At 72.4% G+C, this 11,951-nt stretch carries 12 protein-coding genes and 1 pseudogene; 4 read left to right on the top strand and 9 right to left on the bottom strand.

Going from position 1 to position 11,951, the window contains the following annotated elements:
- Positions 1–2 precede the first annotated feature (2 nt).
- A complete protein-coding gene (locus tag AB0A61_RS33555; RefSeq protein ID WP_361300895.1) occupies positions 3–371 on the bottom strand; it encodes a GntR family transcriptional regulator in 369 nt (122 codons plus the stop codon).
- Between the two features lie 70 nt (positions 372–441).
- Here AB0A61_RS33555 and AB0A61_RS33550 point away from each other — a divergent pair, with 70 nt between their 5' ends.
- Both AB0A61_RS33550 and AB0A61_RS33545 read left to right on the top strand, forming a co-directional pair.
- Positions 442–1,371, top strand: a complete 930-nt coding sequence (locus AB0A61_RS33550; protein WP_361300892.1) for a GNAT family N-acetyltransferase — start codon at positions 442–444, stop codon at positions 1,369–1,371.
- Entirely contained in the window at positions 1,352–1,852 is a 501-nt protein-coding gene (locus AB0A61_RS33545; protein WP_361300889.1) for a DUF402 domain-containing protein, read from the top strand. Before AB0A61_RS33550 ends, AB0A61_RS33545 begins: the two co-directional genes overlap by 20 nt.
- Positions 1,853–1,891: 39 nt before the next feature.
- Here AB0A61_RS33545 and AB0A61_RS33540 read toward each other — a convergent pair whose 3' ends face one another.
- On the bottom strand, positions 1,892–2,515 hold the full coding sequence (locus AB0A61_RS33540) for a class I SAM-dependent methyltransferase (protein ID WP_361300886.1): 624 nt from the start codon (positions 2,513–2,515) through the stop codon (positions 1,892–1,894).
- Between the two features lie 139 nt (positions 2,516–2,654).
- Here AB0A61_RS33540 and AB0A61_RS33535 point away from each other — a divergent pair, with 139 nt between their 5' ends.
- On the top strand, positions 2,655–2,789 hold the full coding sequence (locus AB0A61_RS33535; protein ID WP_361300883.1) for a hypothetical protein: 135 nt from the start codon (positions 2,655–2,657) through the stop codon (positions 2,787–2,789).
- 14 nt (positions 2,790–2,803) lie between these two features.
- Here the strand turns inward: AB0A61_RS33535 and AB0A61_RS33530 are convergent, their stop codons facing one another.
- The 3 genes from AB0A61_RS33530 to AB0A61_RS33520 form a co-directional block, all read right to left on the bottom strand.
- Complete coding sequence (locus AB0A61_RS33530) at positions 2,804–3,277, bottom strand: GNAT family N-acetyltransferase (protein ID WP_361300880.1); 474 nt, start codon at positions 3,275–3,277, stop codon at positions 2,804–2,806.
- 312 nt (positions 3,278–3,589) lie between these two features.
- Entirely contained in the window at positions 3,590–4,459 is an 870-nt protein-coding gene (locus tag AB0A61_RS33525; RefSeq protein ID WP_361300877.1) for an alpha/beta fold hydrolase, read from the bottom strand.
- A gap of 172 nt (positions 4,460–4,631) precedes the next feature.
- Entirely contained in the window at positions 4,632–5,078 is a 447-nt protein-coding gene (locus AB0A61_RS33520; protein ID WP_361300874.1) for a MarR family winged helix-turn-helix transcriptional regulator, read from the bottom strand.
- Positions 5,079–5,176: 98 nt separating this feature from the next.
- Between AB0A61_RS33520 and AB0A61_RS33515 the strand changes: the two genes are divergently transcribed.
- Entirely contained in the window at positions 5,177–5,551 is a 375-nt protein-coding gene (locus AB0A61_RS33515; protein ID WP_361300871.1) for a cupin domain-containing protein, read from the top strand.
- Positions 5,552–5,591: 40 nt separating this feature from the next.
- On the opposite strand, the gene AB0A61_RS33510 is transcribed toward AB0A61_RS33515, so the two are convergent.
- The 4 genes and pseudogenes from AB0A61_RS33510 to AB0A61_RS33495 all read right to left on the bottom strand — a co-directional run.
- Positions 5,592–6,566: a hypothetical protein gene (locus tag AB0A61_RS33510; RefSeq protein WP_361300868.1), complete on the bottom strand. Its 975-nt coding sequence runs from the start codon at positions 6,564–6,566 to the stop codon at positions 5,592–5,594.
- On the bottom strand, positions 6,563–10,144 hold the full coding sequence (gene dnaE / locus AB0A61_RS33505) for a DNA polymerase III subunit alpha (protein ID WP_361300865.1): 3,582 nt from the start codon (positions 10,142–10,144) through the stop codon (positions 6,563–6,565). Before dnaE ends, AB0A61_RS33510 begins: the two co-directional genes overlap by 4 nt.
- Positions 10,145–10,443: 299 nt before the next feature.
- Entirely contained in the window at positions 10,444–11,523 is a 1,080-nt protein-coding gene (locus AB0A61_RS33500) for a S1 family peptidase (RefSeq protein ID WP_361300862.1), read from the bottom strand.
- Positions 11,524–11,767: 244 nt separating this feature from the next.
- Positions 11,768–11,951, bottom strand: a pseudogene (locus AB0A61_RS33495) (slipin family protein); the annotation flags it as partial.

Raw genomic sequence — 11,951 nt, 5'->3', positions numbered from 1 at the left:
CCCTACTCCTCGTAGGCCGCCCGCAGGGCGTCGCGTACCGCGGCAAGGGCCGCGTCCTCGTCCAGCCCGAGCCGCCGCACCCGCTCGGCGTACGCCTGGGCGGCCCCCGCCGCCTCCCGCTCCGCGGCCGAGCCGGCCGCGGCCACGAACGTCCCGTTGCGGCCGCGGGTCTCGATCACCCCGTCCGCCTCCAGAGCCCGGTACGCCTTGGCAACGGTGTTCGCCGCGAGACCGAGCGACTCGGCCAGTCCTCGTACCGTCGGCAGCCGGTATCCCACGGGCAGCGCGCCCGATCGCGCCTGCTCGGAGATCTGCGCCCGTACCTGCTCGTAGGGCGGTGCGCCGTCGTCGATCCGGATCTTCAAGGTCACCCGGTGATTGTCCCGTACCCGCCGGAAAATGAGAGGCAGCCCCGGCGGGTCTTCCGTAGCGTGCGTCCTCATGACTGTGATCGTCCGTGACCTCCGCCCGGACGCCCGGGCCGACCTCGAGGGCTTCGCCCGCGTCCGGCATCTGGCGCTGCCGTTCATGTTGTTCACCCCGGACTCCGTCGCCTACGACCTCACCCACATGCACCCCGACGCCCACTACCGGCCGCTCGTCGCCGTGGAGGACGGCGAGGTGATCGGCACCGCCCAGGTGCACCGCGTCCACGACAGCCCCGAGCCCGGCCAGGGCAACGTCAATGTGTACGTGCACCCGCAGCGCACACGCCGCGGCGCCGGTACGCTCCTCGTCCGGGCCGCCGAGGAGCACTTGAGGGCCCACGGCGCGCGGAAGCTGTTCGCCTGGGTGCTGGACGAGCCGGGCAACCGTGTCTTCGCCGAGCGGCACGGCTACCGCCCGAGCCGCTCCGCGCACTTCCTCCGCCTCGATCTGGCGGGCGGCACGCTGCCGACGCCGCAGGACCCGCCGCCGGGCGTGGAACTGCGCAGGGGGTCGGACTTCGCCGCCGATCCGCGCCCCCTGTTCGCGCTGGACGCGGAGACCTCCGCGGACGAACCGAGCGATGTGGACTCGGAGTTCACGGACTACGAGGCCTGGCTGGAGGAGACCTGGCGGCACCCGCTGTTCAGTCCCGAGCTGACGTCGGTGGCCCTGGTGGACGGGCGCCCCGCCGCGTTCAGCGCGGCCCGGACGGACGGGGCCACCCGGTACGGCACCGTCATGACCGGCACCGCCCGTGCCTTCCGCGGCCGGGGCCTGGCCAAGCTCGCCAAGAACGACTCGCTGCACCGCGCGCGGGCCGCCGGATACACGGAGGCGTTCACCGGGAACGACACCGGCAACGGACCGATGATCGCGATCAACAAGTGGTTCGGGTACGAGATCTGCGCGACCGAGGTGCGGCATGTCCGCGAACTCGGCTGAACCGGCAGGGCTGCTGAACGTCGTCCTGGTCAAGGGCGGGCGTACGAAGATCGGTTATCCGGCGGAGCTGCTCGCCGACGACGGTACCCGGATCGCGGTCCGTGCCGCGTGGGCGGGCGGGGGCGTCCGCGACTTCGGCTTCGTGCGCTTCGAGCCGGGTGACGTCTTCACCGAGTACTACTGGCGCGACCGCTGGTACTCGGTGAAGGAGGTCCGTGGTGCCGAGGGCGCGCTGAAGGGCTGGTACTGCGACATCACTCGCCCCGCCACGCGCACCGGCGCCGAACTCGTCGTCGAGGACCTCGACCTGGACCTGTGGCGCTCCGCCGACGGCAGGGACGTACGGCGCCTGGACGAGGACGAGTTCGCGGCCGGCGGCCTGCCGGAGAGGGACCCGGTGGCCGCGGCCGCCGCGCTGGCCGCCCTCGACGAACTGGAGACGCTGGCCCGCGAGGGCGGCTTCGACGCACTGCTGACGTGACGGCGTCACCGGCGCACGCTCAAGCGGACGCGGCGCGGCTCACACCGTCGCCACCACCGCGTACCGCTCGTCGTCCACGGCCTTCCCCCACAGCCGTGGGTCGCCGGACAGCCGCTCCACCCGTGTGTCACGCGCGAGCGGCGCAAGGAGAGTGACGAGCCGGTCCGTGGGTATGCCCACGGGGGTGACCGTGCCCCACACTCCTTCCACCAGGACCAGCCGCCCGGCCGGCCGCAGCAGCCCCCGCCAGTGCCGCAGGGCACGGCCGGGATCGGGCAGCGCCCACAGCACGTGGCGGACCAGGACGACGTCGAAGCGCTGCTCGCCCACCGGCGGCGCCGCCGCGTCACCGACGAGGAAGACCGCGTCACGGCCCGCGAGCTTGGCGCGCGCCCGCTCCAGCATCGGCGGGGACAGGTCGACCCCGGTCACGCGGTGCCCCTGCTCGGCCGCGAGGAGCGAGAGGCTGCCGGTGCCGCAGCCGAGGTCCAGGACGTCGCCCGCCCGCTCCGGCAGCCAGCCGCGCAGCCGCCCGGCCCAGGCGGCGCGCACCTCCGGGTCGCGCAGCCCGTGGTCCGGCTCGTCGTCGAAGACGGCGGCCTGCGCGTCCCAGTCCACGTAGGCCGGGGCCGGCCCGTCCTCGGTTGTCGTCGGTTCACTCATGCGCCCCAGGGTGACACCCGCCACTGACAGCCGGTTCGTGACAGCCGCCACAGACAGACCCGCACCGATGAGGAACTCTCGCCCGACAGGTCTACCCCCGTGAGAACACGGAACCCGGTAGACGTCGAAGGAGGCAGCCATGCGCCGCGTGACAGTGCACAAGCCCCTGAGGAGGACGGACGCGCGCCGGGTCCGTGAGGAAGCCGACGAGCGTCCTGCCGGGCGCCCGGAGGTCAGAAAGGACATCGCGCGCACCTGGTGGCCGGACGTATAGCCGGGCGGGTGGGGTCATGAGACGCGTCGGACGAGTCGCTTGCGGTAGTGGATGCGGTCGTAGGGCCCGTCCACGCGACGTTCCACGGCGTGGTAGCCGAACTTCGGGTAGATCCTCTGGTTCTCCCACATCATCGCGTTCGTGTAGAGCCTGATCTCGGGCAGACCCAGCGCACGCGCGCGTGCGTCCACGAACTCCAGCAGCCGCCGCCCCACGCCCCTGCCGTGTGCGTCGGGGTGGACGGCGATGCTGTCGAGGAAGAGATGGTCCGCACGCGCCTCGATCACGACGAGGCCGATCACGCGAGCCGTGGCGGGCTCCTCCGTGACGAACACCCGTCCCGCGGCCACGTCGGCCGCGTGGTCCGCCTCCATGGGCACCGGCACCACCCCGAGGCGCGCGATGTAGGGGCGGTAGGCCGCGTCGGTCACGGCCTTCACGGCCGGCATGTCGGCGGCGGTCGCCGCCCGGATCTCCTTGGTCTCCATGCCGCGCACGCTACCTACCTGAGCCCAGCCTCAGCACTCCCTTAACGCGAGCATAAGGATCTCCTTCCACCGCCTCCAGCAGGGGATTTCGCCGTGCGCCGGGGCTAGTTTCGGATCACCCCCCCACGGGAGCCGCACGCGGTCGGCGGCGCGGCCGCCCTGGCGCTGGGCTCGGCGGCGCTCTTCGCCTCGGTCCGCCGGCGGGCGGCGGGCGGCGGCAGCAGGCGGTGAGCACCGGGGACGGCCGCTGAGGCGGCCACGGAGCGCGGGGCCTGTCCGGCGGCTCAGGTCGGACAGGCCCCGAAGTACGCGTCAGCTGAAGGCCGACGCGCAGGTGGTGGCGGTGGCGTGCGCCGGGTCGAGGGCGTTGGCCACCTCGTGGAACGCGATGCGGTCGAAGAGCCCTATCGCCACGTGTTCCGACAGGTCGAGCGGGCACAGGTTCTGCAGCAGGACGTTGCGCACGTCGGAGCCGGTCAGGTACTGCGTGCGCCACGGCGTGGCCACCTCGTCGTACTTGGTGGCGATGACGGTGTAGTGGACGCCGGACACCGTGTCGCCGCCGTCGTTGAGCTTGGTGAGGAAGTCGGAGCCGGCGATCTGGTCGGCGAGTCCGGGGGTGGCGGCGGAGATGAGGTCCTCGGCACCCGGGAAGTACGGCAGCAGGTTGGTCAGGCCGCTGAGGGTGGTGCCGTGGTTGTCGGGCGCGAGGCCGACGAGGGCGTTCACCTTGCCGGCACCGCCGAGGAACTTCAGGTAGTAGCGGGGCATCATGCCGCCCTGCGAGTGGCCGACGAGGTCGGCCTTGGCGGCTCCGGTGGCGGCGAGCACCTCGTCGACATAGGCGGACAGCTGCTCTGCCGACTTGTCGATGGGCCCGAGGCCGTAGAAGAGCGGGACGCCCTGCAGTTGACCGTAGTCGACGGAGAAGACACAGTACCCGCGGCTCGTCAGGTACGGCGCGAGGGCCAGCCAGTTGTCGACGGAGTTGCCGAGGGTTCCGTGGACGAGGACGACGGGGCGGGGGTGCGCGGCGGACGGCTTGCAGGAGAAGTCGTTCCAGCCGTGGTCCGAGGTCACCGCGGCGGCGGAGGCGTGGGCGGTGGCGGCCGGGACGGTGGCGACGGCGGCGGCCAGGAGCAGTGCGGCCAGTGGTCTGAGGGCGCGCTTGAAGGGCAGCATCGGGTGATCTCCTTGCGGCTCAGGGGAGGTACGACGGCACTAGGCCCTGTGATCCGGATCACGGGATGCTGTTCACTCGTCAAGTTACGGGCGAGTAGTCAAAGTGAGAAGTTACGCGTCAGTAAAAACTTCCAGTGATAGCCGGAAGTTGCCGCAGACTTCCGATATAGCGTCACCACGCGGGGCGGATCGGCCCGTACGGCGCGATCCGCGCCAACTGCCGTCCCAGCGCCCGGACTTCGGCATCGCCGATCACATCGACCCAGGCCCGCACCGCCTCGGCGGCCGACTCCTCCGCCGCACGGGTGCAGGCCCACCCCCGCTCGGTCAGCACGACCAGCCGGGCCCGGGCGTCGCCCGGATGCGGCCGGCGCTCCGTATAACCCTTGCGCACCATCTCGTCGACGAGCTGACTGGCCGCCTGCTTGGTGACACCCAGATGAGCGGCGAGTTCGGTGACGGTCGCCCCGTCCGGGGCGAGCCGCGCGAAGGCGAAGCCGTGGGCGGGCCTGAGGCCCTCGAAGCCGCGGGCCACGACACCGTCGTGGATGCGCTGGGTGAGCTCACCGGCGACGGCGAGCAGGGCGGCGGACAGGGCCATGGCTTCGGAGTTCTGCACGGAGGCATTGAAACACCCTTGACGGATTGGTCAAGCAGCTTGACCATAGAGGCGAGCAATGTAGTCAAGTAGCTTGACCATATGCACGGAGGAGAGCCATGCCCATCGTCCGCCCGTCCGAGGCCGTGACTCACGAGATCCACGGCGCCCGCTTCATCTCGCACGCCACCCCGCTGACCGGCTCCGCGGAGCTGTGCGCATGGCGCGGTGAGATCCCCGCCGGCACCAGGGCCCCCGCCCACACCGTCAACCGGGAGGAGATCTTCCACCTCCTCGACGGCGAGCTCCTGATCACCCTGGACGGCCGCACCGACCGGGTCACCGCGGGCGACACGGTGATCGTCAATCCCGGTGCGACACTCACCGTCGAGAACCCCACGGACCGCACCGCGGTCTCCTGGGTCACCACGACCATCGGCCTGGAGGCGGAACTGGCCGACGGCACGCGCATCACTCCGCCGTGGGCCAACTGACCCCTGCGCCGCGGGTCGGCCGACCCCTCCGCCACAGCAGTCAGGCGGCCAGCGCTCCACGAATCACCGCACGCGGGCCGAACCTGGCCCGCGCGCGGTCGGCGACCTCCTCGACGCGGCGGACCTTCTCGTCGACGGGATCGAAGGTGAGCTGGTAGGAGGCCTGTTCGGCCGGGGTCAGGCCCTCGGCGCGGAGGGCGAGCGCGCGGACTCGGGCGCGCTGCAGCCCCAGGGCCTCGTACAGGCCGTAGGCCGTCGAGGTCAGCGCGGCGGAGTGGGCGGTCGGTTCCGCGAGAGTGCGGCTGCGGGTGGTGGCGGACCGGTCGGCGTAGCGCACGGTGAGGGTCAGGGTGCGGCAGACCTGGCCCAGGGCGCGCAGCCGGGCGCCCAGTTCCTCGGTCGCCGACAGCAGTGCCCTGCGGTGCCGGCCCGGGTCCAACTCGTCGCGGTCGAAAGGGCGTTCCGTGGCCAGCGAGCGGGCGACGGCGTTCGGGACGACCCGGCCGCGGTCGATGCCGCCGGCCCTGTCACGAAGTTCGCGGCCGACCCTCGCGCCGAGCAGGCGCTGCAGCGTCGGCAGCGGCGCGGCGGCGACCCGGCCCAGGGTGTCGAGACCGTACTCGCCCAGGGTGCGGGCGGTGACCGCGCCGACGCCCGGCAGCGCGGCGACCGGCCGCTCGGCGAGGAATTCGGCAACGGCCTTGGGGTCGTCGGGCACCACGTGCGTCACCCCGGGCCGGGCGTCGCGCAGTGCCATACGGGCCAGCATCGGGCCCGGCCCGGCGCCGATCGCGCAGTCGACGCCGTGCAGCGCAAGGGCACGGACGCGGATCACCGACGCCAGTTCGACCGCGCTGCGCCCGAAGTACCGCTCGGCGCCCCGCAGATCGGCCAGCGCGCCGTCCGGCGGCAACGCCTCGACGACCGGGGTGAACTCCTCGAGGAGGCCGAGCAGCCGGGGAAACGCCGCCTCGCACCTCTCAGGCAGCTGGAAACGTACGCAGAGGATGGTCATCCCGCACTCCCCGGACTCTGGTGCCACAACTTCCTTCCACTCGCGGGCCCTTCCCCCGCAGGGCGCAGATCCGCCCATGGATGCATCTCGTAACCGGTGGGCATGCGGATGCGGCGGTCGCGAGCGGCCTCCATCGGGTCCTGCGCCGCGGAGCCGGCCGGCGCCGGGCTCCCGTCCGACCCGGCGAGCCGGGCCCGCCGGGCACCGCCGTCCGGGACGTCCGCCCCTTCCGGGTCCCCTCCCGTCTGCGCGAGGCATGCCGCCACCTCGTCCAGGCCGCCCTCGGCGCGCAGTTCGACCAGCTCGGCGAGGTTCCAGGCGGCGGCGCCCACCACGCTGAGGCTGCGCGGGCCGCGCCGCTGCACCACCCCGCGCACCAGCAGCAGCCAGGAGTGGAAGACGGTGTGCGCACAGGCGTCGTGGGAGTCGTCGAAGAAGGCGAGGTCGACCAGGCCCGTGCCGTCGTCCAGCGTGGTGAAGATGACCCGCCTGCCGGACCGGATCGGCGGGGTCTGGGTGGCCGCCTTGGCGCCCGCGACCAGCACCGTCTCGCCGTGCCGGGCCTCGCGCAGCCGGCGCGCCGACACCACTCCCAGCTCGTCGAGGAACGTGCGGTAGTCGTCCATCAGGTTGCGCGAGGCGTCCATGGACAGCACGCCCAGCTCGGCGCTGAGCCGCTCCGCGGCGGACAGGTCCGGCAGCCCGGCCGCCGCGGTCTTGCGTCCGCCCGCCAGAGGGAGCTGCCCGCCGCCCGCGCCCCTGGTCCCCCGGTGCAGCTCCGTCAGGTGCAGTTGCAGGTCGCGGCGGTTGGCACCGAACGCGTCCAGCGCGCCGACCTGGGCGAGCCGCCCGGCGACCGGGCGGCTCGGCCGGGCCCGCTCCCAGAAGTCCAGCAGTGAGGCGTACGGCTGCCCGTCCGCGATCCGCGCCGCCTCCGCCTCGCTGATGCCGTGCACGTCGGAGAGGGCCAGCCGCAGCCCCCAGACCTTCCCGGGCCCCTTCCCGGGCCCCTGCCCGGGCCTCTTCCCGGACTCCTTTGGTTCAGACACCAGTTCGATGCGGTGGGCGACCCCCGACACGTTCACGTCCAGCGGCAGGATCGGCACCCCGCGCCGGCGCGCGTCCGCCAGCAGCAGCCGCTTCGGATACATACCGGGGTCGTGCGTGAGCAGTCCCGCGTAGAAGGCGGCCGGGTGATGCGCCTTCAGCCAGGCGGACTGGTACGTCGGCACGGCGAAGGCGACCGCGTGCGCCTTGCAGAAGCCGTACGAACCGAACGCCTCCACGATCTCCCAGGTGCGCTGAATCGTTTCCGCGTCGTAGCCCTTCGCCGCCGCGTGCTGCGCGAACCACACCTTGATCCGATCCTGCGACTCCGGGTCGGACAGCCCGCGCCGCACCCGGTCCGCCTCGTCGCGCCCGCAGCCGGTCATGATGTCCAGGATGTGGATGACCTGCTCGTGGAAGACGACGACCCCGTACGTCTCCCGCAGCGGCTCCTCCAGGTCCCGGTGCGGGTAGCGGATCGGCGCCCGCCCGTGCCGCGTCTCGATGAACGGCCGCACCATGTCGGCGGCGACCGGCCCGGGCCGGAAGAGGGAGATGTCGACGACCAGATCGTGGAAGGTGGCCGGCTGGAGCCGTCCGACCAGGTCCCGCTGCCCCGGCGACTCGATCTGGAAGCAGCCGAGCGTCTCGGTGGAACGGATGAGACCGTACGTCGCCGGGTCGCCCGGCGGCACCGCGTCCAGGTCGATCCGCTCCCCCGTGGCCCGCTCCACCTCGGCGACCGCGTGCGCCATCGCCGACTGCATCCGCACACCCAGCACGTCCAGTTTGAGCAGCCCGAGGTCCTCCACGTCGTCCTTGTCGAACTGGGACATCGGGAGGCCCTCGCCACTGGTGGGCACGACCGGGGTACGGGCCAGGAGCGAGGCGTCGGAGAGGAGCACACCGCAGGGGTGCATGGCGACTCCGCGCGGGAGGGCGTCGAGGGCCTCGACCAGCTCCCAGAGCCTGCCGTACCGCTCCTTCTCCCCCGCCAGCCGCCTCAGCTCGGGCAGTTCCTCCAGCGCCGCGCGGGCGTCGCGGGCGCGGATGTGCGGGAAGGACTTGGCGATGCGGTCGACGTCGGCGGGATCCATGGACAGGGCGGCGCCCACGTCACGGATCGCGTGGCGCACCCGGTAGGTCTCCGGCATCGCGACGGTCGCGACCCGCTCGGTGCCGAACCGGTCGATGATCGCGCGGTAGACCTCCAGCCGGCGCGCGGACTCCACGTCGATGTCGATGTCGGGCAGGACCATGCGGCGCTTGGACAGGAAGCGCTCCATCAGCAGCCCGTGCTCCACCGGGTCGGCGTGGGCGATGCCGAGGAGGTGGTTGACGAGAGAGCCCGCGCCGGAGCCGCGCGCGGCGACCCGGATGCCCATCCTCCGTACGTCGTCGACGACTTGGGCCACGGTCAGGAAGTAGGAGGCGAAGCCGTGGTGGGCGATGATGTCCAGTTCCTCGTGCATCCGCTCCCAGTAGCGGCGCCGGCCGGCGTAGCCGCGCCGCACCATCCCCGCCGCCGCCCGGGAGGCGAGCGCGCGCTGGGCGGTGCGGCGGCCGGCGCCCACCAGGTGCGGCTCCGGGAAGTGGACGGTGCCGATGCCGAGGTCGTCCTCGGGGTCGACCAGGCACTCGGCGGCCGTCGCCTGCGTCTGCTCCAGCAGACGGTGGGCGGTGTCCCGGCGGTAGCCCGCGGCCTCGACGATCCGCTCGGCGGCCTGGGCCATCAGCCCGGCGTCCTTCAGCCAGGCCTCGCCGGAGTCCAGCTCCCCGGTCGCGTCGACGGGGACCAGGCGGCGGGCGGCGTCCAGCACGTCGGCGACCGGGCCCTGGCCGGGGTCGGCGTACCGGACGGCGTTGCTGAGCACGGGCCGGATGCCCTGCTCGGCGGCGAAGCCGACGGTGCGGGCGGCCAGACGCAGCGAGCCGGGCCCGGTGCCCGTGCGGCCATGCCAGACGGCCTCCAGGCGCAGGGCGTCGCCGTAGACCTCGCGCCAGGGGCCGAGGAGCTTGGCCGCGCGGTCGGGGCGGCCCGCGGCGAGGGCGCGGCCGACGTCGGAGTCCGGGCCGAGCAGGACGGTCAGGCCGTCGGCGTGGTTGTCGGCCCAGGTCAGCAGCGGAGTGCCCGGGGACGGGGGTCCCGCCTGGGAGTGGGCGGCGGTGACGAGCCGGCACAGGCCGGCCCAGCCGCGGGCGCCGTCACGGGCGAGGAAGGTGACGCGGGGGGTCGATTCGTCGGCGAAGGCACCACCGCGCACGGGCGTCCGCCGGCGCTCCCGCCGGACGGACGCGTCCGCTACCGGCTCGGGCCCCGCCACCGCCAGCTCCACGCCGAACAGCGGACGGACCCCCGCCCCGGCGCAGGCCTTGGCGAAGCGGACGGTGCCCGCGAGGGTGTCGCGGTCGGTGAGCGCGAGGGCGTCCATGCCCCGCTCCAGGGCACGCTCGGCCAGCCGCTCCGGATGCGAGGCGCCGTAGCGCAGGGAGAACCCGGAGACGGTGTGCAGATGCGTGAAGCCCGGCACCCGCACCTCCCGCACTCGTGAGCCACACCGGCTCTCGAACATCAGTTCCCAATACTCCCACCCCCACCATAGACCAATTCCCGAACATGTGTACGACAACCGTTCGAGCGCGCCCCACCTGCACAAACACCACCGTGCCCCTTGTGCCCGCACCGGCTCCCTCGCGCGGGAACGCGAAAGCCCCGCCCCCTCGCGCGCGGGGGCGGGGCTCTGCGGATCCCGTGGGGGTTCGCGCCGCTCCGGCTCAGCCGATCAGGCTCAGCGAATCCGGGCTCAGCGGCTTCGGCCCAGCCAGTCGCTCAGCCGATCTGGCTCCCGGTGGCCGAGAGCGCCGCGGTGACCGGCTGGAAGAAGGTCTCGCCGCCCGAGGTGCAGTCGCCGCTGCCGCCGGAGGTGAGACCGATCGCGGTGTCGCCGTCGAAGAGCGAGCCGCCGCTGTCACCGGGCTCGGCGCACACGTCGGTCTGGATGAGGCCGCTCACCGTGCCCTCCGAGTAGTTCACGGTGGCGTTCAGGCCCTTGACCGTGCCGGTGTGCACATGGGTCGTCGAACCACTGCGGGTGACCTTCTCGCCGACGGTCGCCTCGCCCGCCTTGGTGATCGTCTGTGCCGAGCCGTTGTAGAGGTCGACCGCGCTCGGGTGGTCGACGCCCGCGGTGTACTTGACCAGGCCGAAGTCGGTGCCCGGGAAGCTGGACTTCTCGTTCTGGCCGATCTGCTTGCCGCTGGAGTCGGACCAGGTGGAGATCGCGTGGGTGCAGTGGCCGGCGGTCAGGAAGTACGGCTGGCCGCCCTTGACCACGTTGAAGCCGAGCGAGCAGCGGCCGCCCGAGCCGGTGATGGCGTCACCGCCCGCGACGAAGGGCTTGAACTCCCCCTTCGAGCGCTTGAGTTCGGCCTTGGCGCCGAGCCCGTCGACGACCTTGGCGAGCTTGGTCCACTCGGCCTGCGAGACCGTCTTGTCGGCGGTGACGACGACCTTGTTGGTGACCGGGTCGGTCGCCCACGAGGTGCCGGGGATGGTCGCGTCCTTCTGCAGCGTGGTGCGGGCACCGTCCAGCGCGGCAAGGGAGTTCGCGACGATTCTGGCCTTGGCCCCGTGCTGCCGCACGGTCTTGGCGGCGGCCTCGTCGAGCACGTTGACCACGAGGTTCTTCGACTTCGCGTCGTAGTACGTGCCCGCCGCGTCGGAGCCGAGGTCCTCGGCCAGCGTCGAGGCGAGCGTTCCGGCCGCCGTGGACGACAGGGTCGCCGCCACGGGGGTCTTCGCGGGCTCACTGGCATTCGCAGTCTGGAAAGTGACTCCCGCGGCAACCAGTGCGGCGATGCCCGCACCTGCCACGGCCGCACGGCGCCCGGGTATGCGTCGATGCTTCAACTCTTGTCCTCCTGTGGGGGGTCGGCCCGGGAGGTTGTGGGGACCTCACGAACCGGAAGGCGGTTGAACTGCACCCACTATTCCGAGCCTCACAGGGAGTACACAAGGTCGACTTCTGGACGCGTGTACGTCAACTGGCGTACGCCCCCCGCACGTTGGCCGTCCGAGGTCGACCCGGAAGGCTTCACAGGACATTCACAGCGCAAACACTACGCATGGGTAACCGGTGGGTGCTCCGTAAGGTCTAGTCCTGTCTTGAACCTGCCCCTTGTGTGCCCGGGTCGACGGCGGTTTCCGACCTCCTGGACGACGTGGGCGGTTGCTGCTGGGCCTTCTCCAGGAAGCGCAGCAGTTCGACGGGGAAGGGCAGGACGAGGGTGGAGTTCTTCTCGGCGGCGACCGCGACCACGGTCTGCAGCAGCCGCAGT

This window comes from Streptomyces sp. NPDC046197, assembly GCF_040646295.1.
Lineage (GTDB): Bacteria > Actinomycetota > Actinomycetes > Streptomycetales > Streptomycetaceae > Streptomyces.
Note: the sequence above shows the minus strand (reverse complement) of the source record. Positions and strands in the feature narration are given on the sequence as shown.

Bases quoted from the DNA above. Each gene is read 5' to 3' on its own strand.
- AB0A61_RS33550 (WP_361300892.1), top strand. From the start codon at position 442: ATGACTGTGATCGTCCGTGACCTCCGCCCGGACGCCCGGGCCGACCTC.
- AB0A61_RS33545 (WP_361300889.1), top strand. From the start codon at position 1,352: ATGTCCGCGAACTCGGCTGAACCGGCAGGGCTGCTGAACGTCGTCCTG.
- AB0A61_RS33540 (WP_361300886.1), bottom strand. From the start codon at position 2,515: ATGAGTGAACCGACGACAACCGAGGACGGGCCGGCCCCGGCCTACGTG.
- AB0A61_RS33535 (WP_361300883.1), top strand. From the start codon at position 2,655: ATGCGCCGCGTGACAGTGCACAAGCCCCTGAGGAGGACGGACGCGCGC.
- AB0A61_RS33530 (WP_361300880.1), bottom strand. From the start codon at position 3,277: ATGGAGACCAAGGAGATCCGGGCGGCGACCGCCGCCGACATGCCGGCC.
- AB0A61_RS33525 (WP_361300877.1), bottom strand. From the start codon at position 4,459: ATGCTGCCCTTCAAGCGCGCCCTCAGACCACTGGCCGCACTGCTCCTG.
- AB0A61_RS33515 (WP_361300871.1), top strand. From the start codon at position 5,177: ATGCCCATCGTCCGCCCGTCCGAGGCCGTGACTCACGAGATCCACGGC.
- AB0A61_RS33510 (WP_361300868.1), bottom strand. From the start codon at position 6,566: ATGACCATCCTCTGCGTACGTTTCCAGCTGCCTGAGAGGTGCGAGGCG.